This window comes from Halostella pelagica (assembly GCF_004762015.1).
Lineage (GTDB): Archaea > Halobacteriota > Halobacteria > Halobacteriales > Natronoarchaeaceae > Halostella > Halostella pelagica.
Window position 1 is genome coordinate 68,860 of record NZ_SJES01000007.1, and the last position, 19,099, is coordinate 87,958.

Consider the following 19,099-nt stretch of genomic DNA (forward strand, 5'->3'; position numbering starts at 1 on the left):
GACGTCAGTGAAGCGTCTCGCAGGCCTCTCTGGGAACTGTAGTAGCCAGTGAAACGGTTTCCACAGTGGTCGCCAGATAACAGGTGATCGAGTGCATACTGACGTTCACTGGCTACCATAGCTCACACAGGGCCGTCCGACAGCATCAGGTAGAAGCCGGGTAAAACAGGGAACCACCGTCCGGCCGTCGAGTCGTTCGGAACGCTCGCGTTTCCGAGCGGCCCATCAGACGGCGTGGGGACAGCGATGGGACTCTCGGCGAGACGTAGTTCTTGCCGCCAGAACGCACTGGATGTTGTGTTGCCTGCGTATTCAGCTCTGTTACCAACGTACATCTCCGCGAGAACAGTGCAGGTCGAATGTGGGGTCGTCGTTAGAAGTCGACCGTTTCGAGGATGCCTTCCTGGATCCGGACCGCCTGCGGCAGATAGTAATCTTCGAGCGAGTGCAGCGGCATCGGCGCGTCGAATCCAGTGATCCGCTTGATCGGTGCTTCCTGATGGAGTAGCGCACCCTCCTGAATTGTCGACGCCACTTCCGCCCCTAGCCCGCCCGTCTTCGGGGCTTCGTGGACGATAGCGGCCCGACCCGTCTTCTTGAACGAGTCGACGATGGTCTCGGTGTCGAGCGGCGACAGCGTCCGGAGGTCGACGACTTCCACGTCGACGCCTTTCTCCTCTGCGAGGTTGTCGGCTGCGATGAGCGCCGGCCGGGTCATTGCGCCCCAGGTGTACACCGAGATGTCGCTTCCCTCCCGACGGATCGCGGCGTCGGACAGCGGAACCTCGTACGACTCGGTCGGGACGTCGTCCCGGAACGCGCGGTAGATGAGCTTCGGTTCGAGGAAGATGACCGGGTCCGGGTCCCGGATCGACGCCGTGAGAAGCCCCTTCGCGTCGTACGGCGTACTCGGCGAAACCACCTTCAGACCGGGCTCGTGGACGAAAAACGCCTCCTTCGACTCGGAGTGGTGTTCCGGCGCGCGGATACCGCCGCCGTACGGCGCGCGGACGACCATCGGAACCGAGTACTGGCCGTGGCTACGACTCCGTAACCGGGCGGCGTGGCTGACGATCTGGTCGAACGCAGGGTACATGAAGCCCATGAACTGCATCTCCGGGATCGGCTTCATACCCGTCATCGCCAGGCCGATCGCGGAGCCGACGATCCCCGCCTCGGCGAGCGGCGTGTCGACGACCCGGTTCTCGCCGAACTCCTCGTGGAGTCCGTCGGTCGCGCGGAAGACGCCGCCGTTTTTGCCGACGTCTTCACCGAGGACGATGACGCTATCGTCCTGTGACATCTCCGTGTACAGACCGTCGCGAACGGCCTCGACGAGCGTCAGGCGGTCCGTCTTGGTCTCCGTTTCGGGGTTCGTCGCTGAACTCATTCTAAGACCTCGGAGAACTCTTCGTCCCCGTACTTCTCGCGAAGTGCGTTCAGTTCGTCCATCTGCTCTTGCAGACGGGCGGGCATCTCGTCGTAGACGTGTTCGAACATCTTCTCGGGCTCGGTTTCCGCGTTCTCGGCTTCGCCCAGGGCCTCGTCGATGTGGGCCTCGATCCGGTCGTCGATCGTCGCTTCCAGTTCGTCGTCAAGGATCCCTTCGCCGCGCAGATAGTTCCCGAGGCGGTCGATCGGGTCCATTTCCCGCCACTCCTCCGCTTCGTTCTCCTCCCGATAAACGGACGGGTCGTCGGCGGTCGTGTGCGCCCCGTACCGGTACTGGATGGACTCGATGAAGGTCGGCCGGAGTTCGTCTCCGGCGGGGTCTTTCGCCTTGTTGATGGCGTCGCGCGTGACTTTGTACACGGCGAGCGGGTCGAGTCCGTCCACCCGAATCCCTTCGAGGCCGTACGAGCGAGCCTTCTGTGCGATCGTCTCGCTTGCGGTCTGGCGTTCGCGGGGAACCGAGATAGCCCACTGGTTGTTGTTACAGACGAAAACCGCGGGGACGTCGAAGACACCGGCGAAGTTCAGCCCCTCGTGGAAGTCGCCCTCCGAGGTCGCTCCGTCCCCGAGATGGCACAGAACCGCCTCGTCGGTCCGGCCCTGGAGCTTGAACCCCCAGGCCATTCCCATCGCCTGCGGAACCTGTGTGGCGATCGGGATGTACTCCGGCATGACGTTGACGTCGTCGGGCACCGCGTACCCTTCTCTCAATCCGCGAAGCGGCTTCAGGATCGATGCGAGGTCCACGCCGTGGACGTACTTCGCCGCGTGTTCGCGGTACGTCGGGAACAACCAGTCCTGGTCGTCGAGGGCGTAGCTCGTCGCGACCTGTGAGCCCTCCTGTCCAGTCATCGGCGCGTAGGTCGCGATCCGTCCCTGTCGCTGTAAACTGATCGCGCGTTGGTCGAACTCGCGTGCGAGCTTGATGTCCTCGTACATGGACAGTAGCTCGTCGTCCGAAAGGTCCGGAACTTCCGCGTTCGGAAGGACGTTGCCGTTCTCGTCTAAGATCCGGATGGGTTCGGCGTTCGCTTGCGGCGTGTTGCTGATAGTCTGTTGCTCGATTTCGTCTTGTGCACTCATTGGTGTCTCCGTTTTCCGTTGGTCGGCTTCTATCTGTTTAGCAGGCAGTGCGGCGGGCGGTCTGGGCGCCCCCGGGCTCGGTGGTAGCGAGGTCCGTGGACTAATCCCAGAGAGCGTGTTTCTCGCGTGTCCGCGTGGCGAGACGCAGAGAAGCAAGTTCCGCCAGTGTAAATGTAAAGAGAGCGATCACGCTTCGCATGGCGCCACTGCGCCTGGATGACTTAGTGGCCGCGCGAATCTCTCTTTTGCTGGCGGAAGCCATAAGCGAATAAACTCCGTCCCATTACTTAGTTGTTGCGTGGCTCCCGTTCACATGTTTCAGTGATGGCGAAGAAACTGGAACAGACGGCGAAAGACGGTCGGATTTTCGGAAATCCTCGGTCCTCTTCGGTCGGATCGGTTGCAACGTGTCCGGTTGTACCGTCGGGCGTTTCCGCCAGCGCGCGAGCGTACAACTAGTAGCGATATGGACGGATCGCGAAAACGGACGAACGGGAACAGCTGACAGTATCCGGTCACGAACCGCAGATCCGGCATCCGCGGGCTCGTCAGTGCGAGAGTGTCTCGTGGAAACCGACAGCAGTGGCCGGGTCCGGGCACCACTCGGATCTACCGACAGAACAAAGTTACCGCGAGGAGTCGTTGGTATTACGCCTTGCACACAGACAGGAGATCTGACCCCGGGCACCTGACTCGCTCGCCAGATCGATTCACTGCGTGTAAGCCAACACAGTAAGCGCATAACTATGACCAAGGTAAGTACGGAACTCGTCCACACTCTAGAAGACCTGGATGTAGAGTATCTCTTCGGATATCCCGGCGGTCGTGCGATAGAACTCCTCGAGGAACTCGCACACTCGGACATCACCGTCGTTCGTCCACGCGACGAACGCGAAGCCAGTGTGATGGCCGAGATGTACGGTCGACTGCATCAGGAACCGGGGGTCTTGACCGGACAGGGCCCCTGGATCGGTAGTATCGGAGCGATCGGCCAGATGGAAGCGCGACTCGGATCGTCTCCGATGGTCGCTATCACCGAGGCGTCGGAGCGCGGGGATTACTCCACGCTCGCGCCGTATCAGCAGGCCCGAGGTGATTACGGGGGATTCTCGCTCCCGAAGATCTTAGACGGCGTGACCAAGGAGTGGTGGTTCCCCCGGACGGCGAACGAAACGCTCCGAACGCTGGGACTGGCATTCAAACACGCTACCGCCGGACGCCCGGGACCGACGGCGGTCATCTTGGACGGCGAGGCCGTCACGGACGACGTTTCGGACGAGGAGTTCCCACCGCTCTGGTCGGCATCCGAACAGACCGAAAACTGGGACCCGAGCCCGACAGCGTCCGACGTCGAACAGGCCGCAAGCGAACTCTCGGACGCCGAACGACCGGTGATCATCGCCGGAAACGGCGTCCACGTTTCTCAGGCGTACGACGAACTCGAATCCGTCGCCGAGACGTACGACGCGGCCGTCGCGACCTCGTATCTCGGCAAATCCACGATCCCCGAGACCCACGACCTCGCCGCGGGGGTCATCGGCTCGTTCGGACACGAAGGGGCGAACCAGATGGTGAGCGAGGCGGACGCCCTCCTCATCGTCGGCTGTCGGATGAACCCCATGGACACGAACTGGCAGGCGGAGTCGTTCATCCGACCGGACGAACAGACGATACTCCACGCGGACATCGACACCCGGAACGCCGGATGGGTGTATCCCGCCGATGTCGGTCTGATCGGCGACGCGGAGCAGACCTTACAGCTCCTCGACCAGGCCGCATCCGATCACACGCCGGGGAACGACTGGGCCCGCGACCGGGCCGAAACGGCCCGGGAATCGTTCCACGTGTCCGAGTGCGAGTCGGACGCCGAGCCGATCCTCCCGCAGCGTGCGGTCGCGGAGATAAACGAGATCGTCGACGAGGACACGATCGTCACCGCAGACTCCGGAAACAACCGCTTCTGGCTGTTGAACTACCTCCAGACGCCGGACATCCGCACGTACTTCGGCAGCGGCGGCGTCGGCGGGATGGGATGGGCCGGGCCGGCGGCCGTGTCTGCCGCAGTCACGACCGACAAAGACGTCGTCGCGGTCGCCGGAGACGGCGGGTTCACGATGACGATGACCTGCATCGAAACCGCCGTGGAGTACGATGTCGCTCCGACGTTCGTCGTGCTCAACGACACGAGTCTCGGGATGGTCCGACAGATGGACGACCAGATCCCCGGCGTCGAGTTCCACGACACCGACTTCATTCAGGTCGCTGAAGGGTTCGGCGCACAGGGCGTTCACGTTCACTCCGCGGACGAACTTCAGGACGAACTTCAGGCGGCGAAGGAAGCAGATATCCCCACAGTCGTCGACGTGCGTATCGACAGAGACCAGAACATGGTCGAGTCGCTCCAGTCGTCGTTCTACGAAGAGGTCGGCGGCCTCCACGAGTAACCCGTCTCCTCTCTACTCCCTGTGAGTTGGTGTTAGCGCACGAATCTCGGGTAAACAGTCAGGTACAGCGGACAGCACAACGCTTTTTTGCTCTTCGCACGAGTGTCAACGTGATGGTTGAAAACGCTACAGTTCTCGTAACCGGGGGGACCGGATTCATCGGTTCCTACGTCGCACAGTCATTCGTCGAACACGGTCACGACGTGGTCGCCTACGACCTCTCGACCGACGACCGGATCCTCTCGAAACTCGGGATCGAAGACGACGTCGAGATCCGCCGCGGTGACGTGACTGACCCGACGGACGTCGTAAGCGCCGTCGCCGAGACGGACACGACTCACATCGTCCACCTGGCGGCGTTACTGACGAACACCGCTGAGTCGAACCCCCGTGCCGCACTGGAAGTGAACATCGAGGGGACGAGCAACATTTTCGAGGCCGCACGCACGCTCGACGACCAGGTCGAACGCGTCGCGTGGGCGTCCTCCGCCGCTATCTACGCCCCGCCGGAGAACTACGACGACGGCGGCGACTGGTGGGTCACCGAGGACGACCTCGTTTCGCCCGACACCCTCTACGGTGCGACCAAGGAGTACAACGAGCACCAGGCTCGCGTCTACCGCGAGGAGTACGGCGTCTCCGACGTGGCGATCCGCCCGACCGTCGCGTACGGGCCGTACCGCGAAACCGGTGGGAGCGCGTTCCTCGCCAACATCATCGAGAAGCCCGCGCTCGGCGAGTCGTTCAGCGTCGACTACGGCGACCAGGAGATCGACTGGCAGCACGTCAAGGACATCGCGCAGGGCTTCCGCAAGGCGGCGTTCGCCGACGAGTCCGACCTCACGCAACGGGTGTACAACGTCCGCGGCGAACTCGCGAGCGTCCGCGAGGCGGCCGAGGCCGTCAGAGGGATCGTTCCGGACGCCGACATCGAGGTCAGCGACGACGGCGAACTCCCGTGGACCCAGCGCCTCGACATGACGAAGGCACAGGAAGACCTTGGCTACGATCCCGAGTACGACCTCGAAACGGGCTTCCGCGAGTACATCAACGTCCTCCGCGAGGAGAACGGACTCGACCCCGTCTGAATCCGTCCCGAGTGTAGCTGTTTTTCTTCGCCTACCGTTCGTGAGCTTTTGTGACGCTTCCTGCGTCGCAATCCGTGAACAGAACGGAAAGAGAAGCGAAAAGAAACGAAAGAAGCAACGGCCGGAGTTAGTCGGTAGAGGAGTATCGGAGATGAATCTGGATCTCGTCGATAGCCGCCAGTAACTTATCGAGCAACTGCTCGCGGAGGAGGTCGCCTTTCACGCGATTCGCCGGCCCCGAGATACTGAGAGCGCCGATCGGATAGCCGTCCTCGGTCCGAAGCGGCGCACCGACGGCGTTGAGGCCCGCGATCGACTCGCCCAGGTTGAACGCGCAACCCCGTTCCCGGATCGTGTTTAGCTCCTCGGACAGGTCGTCCATGTCGACGACCGTGTTCTCGGTTTTCTCCGGTAACCCCTGTCTCTCGATGATGCCCTCCAGTTCGTCGTCCGGGAGGTGCGCGAGGATCGCCTTTCCGGCGGCCAACTGATGGAGATGCCGGTACTGACCGACCCTGGCCGACGTTTCGAGGGGGTTTGCACCGTGGGCCTTGTACAGATGGACGCTGTAATCGCCTTCTTTCGCGACGAGCCAGACTTTCTCCCCAGTGTCCTCTGCCAGCCTGTCGACCTGGTCTCGCGCGATATCGTAGAACTCGATCCGCTCTCGAGACCGCATACCGAAATCCAGAAATCGAAGGCCGAGACCGTACCCACCGTCCTCCCGTACGAGCAGATCGTTGTCTTCGAGCGTCAGGAGGTGTCGGTGGATCGTGCTGCGAGCGACATCTAGCTCTCGGTTCAGGTCAGACAGCGTGACGCCGTCGTTTCGTTTGACGATTTCGAGGATCTCCAGCGAGGTTTCGGTCGTGGTGACCGGGCGATTCTTCCGATTTTCTCCGGGCATGCCGAACAGTACAGCTATTCGCCGTATAATTCTTATTGTGAGAAAATCACATCCCCGCCCGAAGAATACCGCAGAAAGGGGTTAGTCGCTGGTTTCGACGCTTTCCGAGGGGACTGCGCTGCCGGACATGCGTAGGTAGAGGATGAACGGAATGCCGGTTGCGAGAGTGAGTCCGAGTATCGCCGTCGTGGACAGCGAGAAGCCGGCCACACTCAGGCCGTCACTGTAGAACGAGAACAGCAGGAACAGCGGGAACACCGTCCCGATCGCGTACCGCCAGGGGACGGCGACTGCGCTGGAAACCGGACCCGCTCCGGAGAGATACTCGTCGACGGCGTCCGGGCCGAGAACCCACGCTGCGTAGAACATGAATCCCATGAGGCCCAGGATCATGAGCAGGCTCACGATGGGACCCGCGATGAGCGCGAACACCTCGGCGTTGAACGCGTTAATCGCACCCGTCACGAAGACGAGAGAGAACATTCCCCCGGTAGCTTTCGACCGGTCGATGTCGAACTGGTCGACGAGATAGGAGACGGGGATCTCCAGCATACTGATCGAACTGGTCAGTGCAGCCAACAGCACAACCAGGAAGAATGCGATCCCGATGAGACGCCCGGCGGGCAGATCAGCGAACGCGCCGGCGATACTCACGAAGAGTGCGCCTTCTCCGCCGCCGGTCGGACCGTCGGCGAACGTGAACAGCAGGGGGAACACGACGAGCCCCGCAACAACGCCGATAGCCAGGTTGAGGATGGCGATCAGCGAAGCGTCGAACGGTAGCGACCGGTCGTCGTTGATGTACGACGCGTACGTGAGCATCGTCCCGGCACCGATCGATAGCGTGAACAGCGCCTGTCCCGCGGCCGAACCGACGACTTCGAGGAAGTTGTTAGCGAGATAATCCGCGTCAAAGGAGAGGTAAAACTGATACCCCTCCATCGCGCTCGCCTGCTGTGACGCCCAAACCGCCAGACCGACGAGAAGGATGGCGATCGCAGGCATCATGAACTTCGTCGCCATCTCGATACCGTCTTTGACACCCGCCACAACGATGAGGGCGGTTATCCCCAGAAAGAGGATCTGGAACATAAACGCCGGTAGCCCGAAGTTGATCGCGTCGAAGTACGCTGCCGGATCACCAAAGTACGCTCCGGTGAAACTGCCAACGAAGTAGCGGAGGACCCAGCCTCCGACGACACTGTAGAACGAGATCAGTGCCAGAGAGGTCAGAACGCACAGTCCACCGAGTAACGACCATGCGCGTGACCCGCCAAGGGATTTGAATGCACCGACCGGGTTCAGGTTCGAACGCCGACCGATGACGAACGTCGCCACCAGTCCCGGCACGCCCACGCCGAGAACGATGACGAGATAGGTGAGCAAGAACGCGCTCCCCCCGTTCTCGGCAGTCATCCAGGGGAACCGCCAGATGTTCCCGAGACCGACAGCACTTCCGACGGCGGCTAATATGAAGCCGATACGACCTGTCCATGTATCCCGTGCCATACAAAGCCACCCATCATCACATCCAATAAAAACCTTTCTGTTCGACACAAAAACAGATATGGGACGATTGAAAAAAGAACCGCTGTAGGAGAAACGAACCGTGGGCGGAAACCGACGCCGTTCTACCGTTAAAAGGATGTCCGAGTGACAGATTTCATCACTTCTAACGCCTCTTTCAGTTCTTCGATACTGGTTGCATACGAGAGACGCGCGTACCCGGCACCGTTTTCACCGAACGCGTCACCGGGAACGACGACAACGTCGTTTTCCAGCATTTCAGTCGCCCAGCCATCCGGAACTTTCGGCATCGCATAGAAGGCACCCTTCGGTTCCGGTGTTTCCAGCCCGATGTCGTTCAGTCCGTCGAGAACCACGTCGCGCCGCTTCTCGAACGCGGCTACCATCTCGCCGACCGGGTCTTGAGGCCCCGACAGTGCGGCTTCAGCGGCGTACTGTGACGGTGCGCTCGCACACGCCTGTATGTACTGGTGGACACGGAGCATCCGCTCGATCCGCTCCTCGGACGCGACTACCCAGCCTAACCGCCATCCGGTCATCGAGTACGACTTCGAACAGGCGTTCACCTGAACGACGTTGTCGGTGGTAGCGAACTCCATCGGACTGCGGTGTTCGCCCTCGAAGACGATGTGTTCGTACACTTCGTCAGTCAGACAGACTACGTCGTACTCGTCGGCGATACGGGCGAACTCCCGCATGTCCGCTTCCGACTGGACAGCACCGGTCGGGTTCGCAGGGCTGTTGACGACGAACATCGCGGTGTCTTCGGTTATCGCGTCCTCGACCGTCGCGGGATCGAGAGTGAGGTCGTCTCTCAGCCCGACGGGCTCGGGCGTGCCACCAGCAAGCAGTATCAGTTGGTTGTAGGCGACGAAACCCGGGTCCGGATAGATTACTTCGTCACCCTGTCCGACGTGGGCTTCGATCGCAATGTGCAGGGCCTCACTGGCCCCGGCGGTCGCGATGATGTCGTCCGGATCGACGGCGATATCGTTGTCCCGTTCGTATTTCTCGCTGATGGCCTGGCGAAGTTCGGGTGTCCCTTTATTGGACGTGTACGAGTCGACGAGTTCGTCCTCTATCGCGGAGAGCGCCGCCTCTCTGACGTGTTCGGGCGTCGGAAAGTCCGGCTGTCCGATTCCGAGGTTGATGGCGTCTTCGCTCGCCGCCTCGAACACTTCCCTGATCCCGCTGATATCCATCTCTTCTACGCGCGTGGCGAATTTACTCATGTTCGTGCTCCGTTAGATCCGTATCGATGTCCGTTGTCGACCCCTGCAACGGGTGGGCCATCACTGTGCGATCGACTGCTGCTCGGTTTCTATCTGGTCGAGCTCTAAGCTGTACAGCCGTTTGCGGGCGTCCTTCCAGCAATGTCTGCTGTTTAGATGTCCGTTCTCGTCTAGCAGGCTGACGGCGTGGCGGACGGTACGAGACGGCAGCAGGGTTTCCTCGATGATCGCCTGCTGGCCCAGTTCGCCGTGAATGTCCAGCACTTTCGCGACGAGTTTCACGCTCGGTGGATACTCTTCCAGTTGTGCTGCCGCGTCGTCCCACGACTGGTCTCTCTGCTGCGCATTGCCTTCCATGATGTACAGCACTAATATCATTTTCGGTGGTTAAATCCGTTGTGATCGAACAGGTGGAACTCGCAAGTCCCCGTAAGCAACCGAAAAGAGATATCGAGGCAGTTCGGAGAACGCGGTGGTATGACCGCCTCAGCCGCCAACTACCGGATTTGGTAGGCAAAACACGTCCTTGAGACCATTGTAGCAACAGATATCCAAGCAAGTAGGATTTTGCGAATCACCAGCTACCAGAACACGTTCGGTTATCCGGTGGTTTTAGCGCGTCACTCGGAGGGTACTCTGGAAACGAATGAGATCCACACTCTGACTAACAATCATGTACATTCGAGACCGTTAAGATTAGCACTTTCACCGCCGAAATAACAATCGAGATCCGAATTAGTAGAATACAACGTACAGTAGTGCACATCAGTCACTAGTAGTGTACAAAACGCTCTGGTTATGGTGTCCTCGAACGGAACTGAGAAGAATAACGAGAGACGCCGAACGAACAGAAACCCGGCTAAACGTAGGAATTCGACGGGATCGATCTGTACTGGGGGTGGGTCCGGTCCTGTTTCGCTTCCGTCAACGGAAACTCCAGTCGATACCGCGCTCGGAACCTCCGCCTCTTCGCCTGACCGGGGGGCACGAGAGGAGTTCCTTCACCGATATTCTCGTCCCGCCACTTTTGATACCCGGAAAAACGAGGGTTGGAGTGGCTATTGGTGCAGATCTGGTATCTCTGTTCGGTCTTCCATGGTGGATTCGAAACCAGGAGTTCGTATCGCATCTCTGTCCGAGTTACTTGTACGCCGTCTCAGCAAGCCACTATCGCCGTTCCTCTCCTCAGGTACGTCCGTGGCCGCTGTTGAGTGAGTCGACGTGTTCTCCCTTGCCCGATACGTTTTCCGTCGCGATTGGCGGGATTTTCGATCTGTCACCCTATCACAGGCCTATGGGTGTAAAGGACTGTGATGGCAGGAAGAACGCGTTCAGAGATCGCCAGTGGCGACGAGAGACGGGAGTTCTGTCCAGTTGGCTCTGTAGGATAAACAGTTCTTGTGTTTACTATATGGCAGTGTATGATATTATGAAAGTAAACAATTAGACGCTCAGTTCAATATTATTATACTACCTGTGACGTTTCAACTCATGTTCTCCCAGCCCGAACTCGGGATCTCTCAAGAAATCCTCTTTCTTTCAGCTGACTTATCTCAGACGACGGATACAGCGTTACTATTCCCGATACACGACAGGCCCGCCACGGTCCGGTCATCTGGCCGGCATCGCGGATATACTGGTTCTCTCGCTATATTAGCGCCAAACCCTCGGCTCCGAGAGCGGCGGTTGTCACTGAAAGCCAATCCATATCTGATCGCACGACAGCGATTCGATCAGTGCTTGAAGTGTTTCCGTGACTACTGTATTTCGCCTCGATTGGCCAGTTTACTCCAGCCGTGCTGTAAGGTGCTGTTCTGAGTTCGAGATCGGTTTGCGTCCAGAGACGTTGTCAGTTGGTCAGGAATTGGAATCGTTGTGTTTTTTCCTGTTATTATACAATAGTTATATCTCTTATGACTGGCACCGATATATTAGAATAAACTATATATAAGTTCTATCCATTTGCCTTCCGTCAGTTTTGCTTCTATCGACCCTCACCAGTTTCGCTTCTACAGAAGATATCTTTCGCTGTTGTAATTCGTCGTCCCCGACGGTCCGTACCGGACCTGTCGCTGTCGGCACCCTCGTCCGTGCAGATATATTTCGGTCGTTGCAGTCGACCGCTCGAAAACGTGCTGTCTCATACTGTCGGCTGTACCTTCGTAAAGATGCTCGGACCTCGGGGTCCGATATTCTTCATGGGAGTACAGCCGACAGTATCAGTCGACGACGACTTCGACCGGTTCGTCCTCGTCTGTCTCGTCCGCGGTACCGTCGCTTTGCTCGTTCCACAGCAAGACACCGGCGATCCCGAGAACGACCCAGGAACGCCAGCTAGCCAGATTGAGCGTGTATCCGATCCCGAACGGCTTCTCGACTAACATCCCGTCACCGGGTTGCCAGTACGAGGAGAGTAGGCGACTGACTGAGGGGCGTTCGAAGTTGTACGGTACGCCGAGAAGTTCGCCTGACTTCGGCTTGTCGGCCATACGAGACGTTACGACGGGCTGGATTAAGAACGTTACTAGTGGCTCATCGTTCGACGGGGCGGAGCCAGTTCACTGATACCGGCCGCGACCCTCTACCGCGCGTAACTGGGTCAGGACGCTTTTGTTACCAGTGTCGATGTAGGCTGCTTCGAACGCCTCTCGGAGTCGTTCAGGGTGCTCCGCAGTGCCCTCGATACTCCGCTCGAACACGTGGAGGTCCATCGCGTAGTCCTCGTCGTCGTCCGTGTAGTAGCCGAGTCCGAAGTCGATGAGGAACGTCCGGTCGCCGTCGACCCGGACGTTCCGCGTCGTCGGATCCCCGTGAACGATCCCGGCGGCGTGGATGGTCGCGAGATGACGCCCCACGTCGCGGACTCGCATCTCGGTGAGATCGGTCTGAAGGTCGGCGTCTCCAACGTACTCGAAAACGATCGTCCCTTCGGCAACGTCTACGTCCCGAACGACGGGCGTCGGGACGCCCTGCCGCCGGGCCGCACTAGTGAGGCGCGCTTCGAGCACCGTCCGATCCCGCCTCAGACGGGCGTCTAACTGGGGATGGCGGTAGGATTTGGGAACGCGGCGTTTCGTCACCGTTTCCTCTCCCATCTCGACGACCGCCTCGGCACCCTGGCGCTTGCGGCCCTCGGGCGCTCGCCGACGGACGCTCTCGCCCGCGCGCCAGGTGACTGGAACCTGGTCCGGTCTGAAGTCCGGGCGTACGCGGGACTCGTCGACCGCGACGGTGTCGCTGGCCCCGTACATCGTCGCGCCCAGCACCGCGATCATTCCGGCGTTGTCCCGCAGGAAGCGCGGGTCGGGCGCGTAAAAGTCGGCGTCCCGGGATTCGCACATTTCCGCGAGCATCTCTCGAAGCCGGTCGTTCTGGCCGACGCCGCCGCCGAGTACGAGTTCGTCACTGCCCGTCAGCGACAGCGCGCGCTCGGCGACTTCGGTGAGCATCGCGAAGACGTTCTCCTGTAAGGAGAAACAGATGTCCTCGATGGCTTCCCCCGAATCGTACGCCTGCTTCGCGGCGCTCATGATCCCCGAGAAGGAGAAGTCCATCCCTTTGACCACGTACGGCAGGTCGATGTACTCGCCGCCGTCCGCGCGCGCTTCGACTTTCGGCCCGCCGGGGTGGGACCACCCGACGTGACGAGTGAACTTGTCGATAGCGTTGCCCACGCCCGTGTCCATCGTCTCGCCGAGGACGCGGTAGCGGCCGTTGTGAAAGCCGAGGACGTGCGCGTTCGCACCGCTCGCGTTGAGACAGACCGGCGAATCGAACCCGGACTGGTGGCGGCCGATCTCCAGATGCGCGACCATGTGGTTGACGCCTATCAGGGGGACGTCGAGCGCCTGCGCAAGCGCCCGCGCCGCCGTGCCGACGGTCCGGAGACACGGGCCGAGTCCGGGTCCGCGGGAGAACGCGACGGCGTCTATCGGGCCGTCCGCCTCATCCAGCGCCGTCCCGACCACGTCGGGAATCGCGTTGGACATGTGTTCGGCGGCTTCGCTCGGGTCGATGCCGCCGCTCTCGGGCTGATACGGGTCGGTTTCGATGAACGTGGTGCCGGTCGCCGTGTCGTGTACTGCGGCGCTTGCGGCCCACGCTGTTCCCTCGATACCGAGAACGCGAGTGCCGCGGCTCACGGCTCACCTGCGGTCGTCGTTCGGCCGTCCGCGGTGCGCCTCGCTTCCGCTCGGCGCATCGCCCTTACTCCCACTCGGTGTAACTGCACTGGCCGCAGTGCAGGCGGTCGCCGTGGTCCGCGAGGAACGTGTCGCCGCAGCGCGGGCACATCTCGCGGTCCGTCGACCCGTCGTCGTTGTAGAGTTCGTGTCGCGCCATCTCAGGCTTCCTCCGCTTCTTCCGCGGTCTCCTCGTCGGCGACAATCTTGTTCCGTTTGAGCATGTAGTCCTGCTCGACGTCGCGGGCGTGGTCGGCCGTCTCGTACACTTTGGCCTCGCCGACGGTCTTGCGCATCCCGAACTTCGTGTCCAGGTTGCGAACGACGACCTCCTCGGCGTCCTTGTTGAGCTTCGCCGCGAGACTGTCGCGGACGGACAGTCGGGACGGCGTGGCTTCGTCGTGCGTGAGTTCGAAGGTCACGTCGGTACGGTGCAACATCGGGTTCTCGTCTTCGTCGATAATGTCGACATCCATGGTGTGATCAGTTACCTCTTACTTCTCCTCGAAACGGGTAAAAGGATTTCGAACGACCCCTGCGACCGTTTTCCCCAGCCCCGCTCCGCCAGCCGCTCTCTTCTCGCTGGCTCGCGACCTGATCACTCGCGGACGCTGTCGCGGCGAAACCGGCCCACAGGACTGTCTACGACGGCCGACGCGGACCGAGTGGCTCATCGAGTTCTAGCGCGGCGGGTCGTCAACTCTCCCGTAATAGTCCGTAGCCGACCAATCCCGTCACCGCTAACAGCCCGACCGCGGTTTCGGGGACGTACCGAAACGCGAGCGCGAGCAGGAGCAGGAAGTTCGCGACCAACAGCGCGAGGGCGGCGTCGAGCCGTCGACGGAGGGCGGGCTCTTCCATATATCCGTACCGTTCGCGAGTGATAATAGATCTGTCTATCTCTGCCTCCCGACGGCGCGAGCGCGAACCGGGTCCCACACGCTATCCGTCGAGCAGTTCCAGCGCCCGCACGTGGTTCCCGTCCATCCGCGTCAGCAGGTCGCGGAACTGCGCCCGGGTTTCCGCGTCGACGCGAACGTGGACCATCCCCTCGTCGGGTTGACCGTAAACGACGCTCGCGCCGTCGGGGGCGGCGACGACCCCCGGAAGCGTGGCGAGGTCCTCCTCGCCGTCCACGACGATAGTGGTCCGGCGCTCGTCGCCCAGGGCGTCACGTAGCGCGGTGAGTAGGTCGACAGTGAGCGTCGCTGCCGGATTGGTGACGTGGACGGTCTCGTCTTCCCGGATCGTCTCACGGACCTCCTGTTCGACCGCCTGGCGCTTGGTGCGGCCGTCGATGACGGCGACGTCCGGCGTGCGGCCGACGCGCTCGAAGTGGTAGGTAACGATATCCCCGACGGCGACCAGCGGACCGGTCACGTCAGCGAGGATGCGCTCCGGGTCTGTCTCGACGGGGCCGAGCGGGTCTTTGAACGCACTCCGGAGTTCGTCCGGCAGCCGCAAGAGCGGGTCGGACTCCTCTGGCACCACGCTATCGGACCTTCAGCGCGTACGCTCCCGGTTCCTCGACCTCCATCTCCTCGGCGATCTGGCTCACTTCGGGATGGGCGATGTACACGTACCCCGCCCAGTCTTCGGTGAGACTACTCGACCCGCAGGAGGGGCAGGTCTCCACGTTCGGTTCGACGACGCGGTGACACTCGCGACAGACGAGTCGGTCCTCGGCCATCGTTACTCACCCGTGGTCGCCTGTCGCCGCTGGCGCTCCTCTTCGAGCCAGCCGTGCTTCCCGAGGCCGACCTGCTTCGCTGTCAGCCCGATCTTGCTGTCCCGAGGGTTGCGTTCGTCGATGCTCTTCGTGACGATGCGCGCTCGGACGGCGTCGTCGACGCCGAGCGTGCGGTTCGACTCGTTCGACGCGAGCTGCTGGTTCTCGGCGTCGAACGCCAGATACTCGTCCGAGATCTGCGAGACGTGGAGTAGCCCGTCGACGGGACCGATCCCGACGAACGCGCCGAACTCGACGACTTCGACGACGTTGCCGTCGACGACCTCCTGCATCTGGGGGTCGTACGTGACGGCGTCGAAATCCGCCTCGTAGTAGACGCCCGGACGGTTCGGGAGGACGGTCCCCTCGCCGATATCGTGGACGTTGACGACGCTGACGACGCTTCCCACGTCCTCGTCCATGCGCCCCTCCAGTTTCTCCTGGAGGAGACGCTTGACGAGACGCGGCGTGACGTCTGCGAGTTCTTCCGGTGGTACCTCGACGGTGTCCTTGAGCCTGACCCGTTTGTACATATGTTATGGTTGAGTGATCGCAAGTTTGTTCTTGCCCCTTAAACCAATTACTGGCACGTCCGCGTCGAGGACGCGGTCCCGCAGGGGCCGGTCGTTCGTGACGACGTAGTCGGTCGTGTCCTCTCGGGCGAGTTCGACGATGGCGTCGTCGGCGTACGATTCTTCCGTATCGACGAGCAGACAGCGGTCCGTCGCCAGGTCGTGTCCGACGCTCGCGGCGATGCCCTCCTCGCCGCCCGTCTCCGATAGTTTCCGGAGTTCCTCCGCGACGGCTTGTGGCGCAACCGGGTCGTAGCTGTCGAGGAGCCTATCGAGTTCGTCGAACAGCCGCACGTCGAGTTCGACGGGCATCATGAGCGCGTTCGTATCGAGGGCGACGGTCGTCATCTACCCGGTTAGCGTCCCGATGCCGATCAGCCGCCACCGCGCGCCGATACGGCGATTGATCGCTATCTTCGCGCCCTCTTGAGCGCAGACGGGCCGTTTCAACTGCACCTCGGCCTCGTCGCCGCGGGCGCTCGTCACCGACCCGACAGTGGTCGCCGTCCCGATGGTCATCATCAGCGGTTCGCCGGTGCTGATGTCGTCGACTTCGCCGCCGTCCATGTCGCCGACGATGCGGTCGAGCAGGTCGACGTCCATAGTGAAAGAGTCCCACGTCGGCGGGAGCGAACCCGGCGGCCCGGCGAGTTGCCCGGCAAGCGCGTCGCCTTTCGTCAGACTCGGGTCGAGACCGGTACCGACGCCCAGCAGTCCGCCGGGAGTCACCTTGTCGACCGTCTCGCCGCCCGCCTGCAGCGAGCGGATGGTCGTCGTGATCGGCTGGTACTCCGACTGGCCGCCCGTTTCGACCTCGCGTCCGGGGCGGACCTCGATCTCGTCGCCTTTCTCCAGACCGCCCTTGACGAGGCTTCCACCGAGTACGCCGCCGGACAGTTTCTCCCAGGTCGTTCCCGGGCGGTTGATGTCGAAACTCCGCGCGACGTGCATCTGCGCGTCCACGTCGGGGTCCCGTTCGGGCGTCGGGATCTCCTCCTCGATAGCGTCGATGAGGAGGTCCACGTTGACCTCCTGCTGGGCGCTGATCGGCACGATGGGCGCGCCCTCCGCGACGGTGCCCTCGACGAAGTCCTGTATCTCCTGATAGTTCTCGCGTGCCCGGTCCGCGTCGACCAGGTCGACCTTGTTCTGTGCGATGACGATGTTGTCGATGCCGATGATGTCCAGCGCGCTCAGGTGTTCCGCGGTCTGGGGCTGGGGGACGGGTTCGCTCGCGCTTACGACGAGGACTGCCCCGTCCATGATCGCGGCACCCGATAGCATCGTCGCCATCAGCGTCTCGTGGCCCGGCGCGTCGACGAACGAGACGGTACGGAGTACGTCCGTCTCGACGTCGTGCTCCGAACACGTCTCCTCGACGGTGAACGCTTCCGGCTCCTCGCCTTCCGGGCAGCGGCGGAACGTCGCGTCCGCGTAGCCGAGACGGATAGAGATACCCCGCTTCATCTCTTCGCTGTGCTGGTCCGTCCACTCTCCGCTCAACGCCTGGACTAGCGTCGTCTTACCGTGATCGACGTGGCCGACGAGTCCGATGTTCACCTCCGGTTGTTGGTGTGTTCCTGGCATGTGACCTCCTGAAGTAATCTTGTAGTGATTTCGCCCCGAACGACTGATAAACCTACTGTTCTCGTGCGGGTCGCGGCGGGCCGTTCGTCCGTCCCGTTACGTCCGACCGGGCCTCCGTATACGATTCAGTGCTGGCTGGGCCGATCCAGTCTTGGCTCCGTCCGGTCGAATTCAGTTTCCGGAGCGTCGAACGCGGCAGAAACAATAACCAGCATTACATGAATGTAATTTAGCGAACGTTTTAGGCGGTGGCAGTAGATCACCCCCGTATGAGCGAGGCCAGCGAAGCGAGCGAAACTGTCCTGCAGGACTGCGACGACTGTATGACTCCAGCCGAGGCGTTCTCCGTCATCGGAAACGAGACGCGACTGGAAATCCTCGAAGCCCTCTGGACGGCCGAGGAGCGACCGGTGTCGTTCTCCGACCTGCGGAAACGCGTCGGAATGCGTGACAGCGCGCAGTTCAACTACCACCTCGACAAGCTCCGCGGCCAGTTCGTGCGAAAGACCGAGGACGGCTACGGGTTCCGACACGCCGGCTGGGCAGTCATTCACGCCGTGCAGGCGGGATCGATAAACGAGCATCCACGCATCGAACCGTTCGGCGTCGAGGGCGACTGCGTCGACTGCGGCGCGGGACTGCAGGCCAGTTACGACGACGAGCGGATCGTAGTCGACTGCGAGGAGTGCGGGCGAATTCACGCCAACTACCCGTTCCCGCCCGGCGGTCTCGACGACCGTACGACCGGCGAGGTGATGGCCGCGTTCAACCAGCGCGTCCGGCACCTACACTGCCTGATGGCCGACGGCGTCTGCCCGGAGTGCAGCGGCACCGTCGAGACGACCGTCGAACGCGACCCCGCGACCCTCGAACTCGACGTGGCGGTCCGCCACGAGTGCCAGCGCTGCCGACATCAGCTGACGACCTCTATCGGTCAGGTACTGCTCGACCACGCGGAGATAGTCTCGTTCTACCGCGACCACGGCATCGATCTGAATCAGGTTCCGTTCTGGACGCTCGCGTGGTGTACAGACGACGAGTACACGACTGTCATCTCCGAGGACCCCTGGCGGATCCGACTCGACGTCCCGGTCAAATGCGACGAAGAAGGCCCAGCCAGCAGCCGTGATGCGCCCAGTTCGGGAAGCGGCGAGACGCTCTCGCTCACGGTGGACGACGACCTGACCGTCACGGAAGTCGAGCGAACGCCGGTCGGCGACGAGGTCCGGACGACGCCCTGAACTACTGAAAGGATTTTCAGTAAGCCGGGCTACAGAAATGTTCTTCAGATTATACT

19 protein-coding genes are annotated in these 19,099 nt (G+C 61.5%); 3 read left to right on the forward strand and 16 right to left on the reverse strand.

Annotation, left to right across the window (positions count from 1 at the left end):
• Positions 1 to 373 precede the first annotated feature (373 nt).
• Positions 374 to 1,390: an alpha-ketoacid dehydrogenase subunit beta gene (locus EYW42_RS15335; protein WP_135536177.1), complete on the reverse strand. Its 1,017-nt coding sequence runs from the start codon at positions 1,388 to 1,390 to the stop codon at positions 374 to 376.
• Positions 1,387 to 2,535, reverse strand: a complete 1,149-nt coding sequence (gene pdhA, locus EYW42_RS15340) for a pyruvate dehydrogenase (acetyl-transferring) E1 component subunit alpha (RefSeq protein WP_135536178.1) — start codon at positions 2,533 to 2,535, stop codon at positions 1,387 to 1,389. Before pdhA ends, EYW42_RS15335 begins: the two co-directional genes overlap by 4 nt.
• 746 nt (positions 2,536 to 3,281) lie before the next feature.
• Between pdhA and EYW42_RS15345 the strand changes: the two genes are divergently transcribed.
• Both EYW42_RS15345 and EYW42_RS15350 read left to right on the forward strand, forming a co-directional pair.
• Positions 3,282 to 4,979 (forward strand): thiamine pyrophosphate-binding protein, encoded by a 1,698-nt coding sequence (locus EYW42_RS15345; RefSeq protein WP_135536179.1) that lies wholly within the window; start codon positions 3,282 to 3,284, stop codon positions 4,977 to 4,979.
• Between the two features lie 113 nt (positions 4,980 to 5,092).
• The gene (locus EYW42_RS15350; RefSeq protein ID WP_135536180.1) at positions 5,093 to 6,067 is read left to right on the forward strand and encodes an NAD-dependent epimerase/dehydratase family protein; all 975 of its coding nucleotides are present in this window, start codon (positions 5,093 to 5,095) and stop codon (positions 6,065 to 6,067) included.
• A 127-nt stretch (positions 6,068 to 6,194) separates the two neighbouring features.
• Here the strand turns inward: EYW42_RS15350 and EYW42_RS15355 are convergent, their stop codons facing one another.
• The 14 genes from EYW42_RS15355 to EYW42_RS15415 all read right to left on the reverse strand — a co-directional run bounded on the left by EYW42_RS15355 (position 6,195) and on the right by EYW42_RS15415 (position 17,802).
• Entirely contained in the window at positions 6,195 to 6,974 is a 780-nt protein-coding gene (locus tag EYW42_RS15355; RefSeq protein WP_135536181.1) for an IclR family transcriptional regulator, read from the reverse strand.
• Between the two features lie 81 nt (positions 6,975 to 7,055).
• Entirely contained in the window at positions 7,056 to 8,483 is a 1,428-nt protein-coding gene (locus EYW42_RS15360) for a sodium-dependent transporter (protein WP_135536182.1), read from the reverse strand.
• Positions 8,484 to 8,611: 128 nt separating this feature from the next.
• The gene (locus tag EYW42_RS15365; protein WP_135536183.1) at positions 8,612 to 9,733 is read right to left on the reverse strand and encodes a pyridoxal phosphate-dependent aminotransferase; all 1,122 of its coding nucleotides are present in this window, start codon (positions 9,731 to 9,733) and stop codon (positions 8,612 to 8,614) included.
• 60 nt (positions 9,734 to 9,793) lie between these two features.
• Positions 9,794 to 10,090: an ArsR family transcriptional regulator gene (locus EYW42_RS15370; protein ID WP_135536184.1), complete on the reverse strand. Its 297-nt coding sequence runs from the start codon at positions 10,088 to 10,090 to the stop codon at positions 9,794 to 9,796.
• Between the two features lie 1,862 nt (positions 10,091 to 11,952).
• On the reverse strand, positions 11,953 to 12,222 hold the full coding sequence (locus EYW42_RS15375) for a DUF5808 domain-containing protein (protein WP_135536185.1): 270 nt from the start codon (positions 12,220 to 12,222) through the stop codon (positions 11,953 to 11,955).
• Positions 12,223 to 12,291: 69 nt separating this feature from the next.
• Positions 12,292 to 13,875, reverse strand: a complete 1,584-nt coding sequence (locus EYW42_RS15380) for a bifunctional N(6)-L-threonylcarbamoyladenine synthase/serine/threonine protein kinase (RefSeq protein ID WP_135536186.1) — start codon at positions 13,873 to 13,875, stop codon at positions 12,292 to 12,294.
• Positions 13,876 to 13,939: 64 nt separating this feature from the next.
• The gene (locus EYW42_RS15385; protein WP_135536187.1) at positions 13,940 to 14,074 is read right to left on the reverse strand and encodes a 30S ribosomal protein S27ae; all 135 of its coding nucleotides are present in this window, start codon (positions 14,072 to 14,074) and stop codon (positions 13,940 to 13,942) included.
• A 1-nt stretch (position 14,075) separates the two neighbouring features.
• Positions 14,076 to 14,390, reverse strand: a complete 315-nt coding sequence (locus EYW42_RS15390) for a 30S ribosomal protein S24e (RefSeq protein WP_135536188.1) — start codon at positions 14,388 to 14,390, stop codon at positions 14,076 to 14,078.
• 220 nt (positions 14,391 to 14,610) lie between these two features.
• Positions 14,611 to 14,775 carry a hypothetical protein gene (locus tag EYW42_RS19920; protein ID WP_168192993.1) on the reverse strand — a complete coding sequence of 55 codons (165 nt, stop codon included), beginning with the start codon at positions 14,773 to 14,775 and terminating at the stop codon, positions 14,611 to 14,613.
• Between the two features lie 81 nt (positions 14,776 to 14,856).
• Entirely contained in the window at positions 14,857 to 15,402 is a 546-nt protein-coding gene (locus tag EYW42_RS15395; protein ID WP_202613920.1) for a GTP-dependent dephospho-CoA kinase family protein, read from the reverse strand.
• A gap of 4 nt (positions 15,403 to 15,406) precedes the next feature.
• On the reverse strand, positions 15,407 to 15,604 hold the full coding sequence (gene spt4, locus EYW42_RS15400) for a transcription elongation factor subunit Spt4 (protein WP_135536190.1): 198 nt from the start codon (positions 15,602 to 15,604) through the stop codon (positions 15,407 to 15,409).
• Between the two features lie 2 nt (positions 15,605 to 15,606).
• Positions 15,607 to 16,176 carry a DNA-directed RNA polymerase gene (locus EYW42_RS15405; protein ID WP_135536191.1) on the reverse strand — a complete coding sequence of 190 codons (570 nt, stop codon included), beginning with the start codon at positions 16,174 to 16,176 and terminating at the stop codon, positions 15,607 to 15,609.
• Between the two features lie 3 nt (positions 16,177 to 16,179).
• Positions 16,180 to 16,563: a PIN domain-containing protein gene (locus EYW42_RS15410; RefSeq protein ID WP_135536192.1), complete on the reverse strand. Its 384-nt coding sequence runs from the start codon at positions 16,561 to 16,563 to the stop codon at positions 16,180 to 16,182.
• On the reverse strand, positions 16,564 to 17,802 hold the full coding sequence (locus tag EYW42_RS15415) for a translation initiation factor IF-2 subunit gamma (RefSeq protein ID WP_135536193.1): 1,239 nt from the start codon (positions 17,800 to 17,802) through the stop codon (positions 16,564 to 16,566). It lies immediately after the preceding gene.
• A 269-nt stretch (positions 17,803 to 18,071) separates the two neighbouring features.
• Between EYW42_RS15415 and EYW42_RS15420 the strand changes: the two genes are divergently transcribed.
• Positions 18,072 to 19,043, forward strand: a complete 972-nt coding sequence (locus tag EYW42_RS15420) for an ArsR/SmtB family transcription factor (RefSeq protein ID WP_135536194.1) — start codon at positions 18,072 to 18,074, stop codon at positions 19,041 to 19,043.
• Positions 19,044 to 19,099 lie beyond the last annotated feature (56 nt).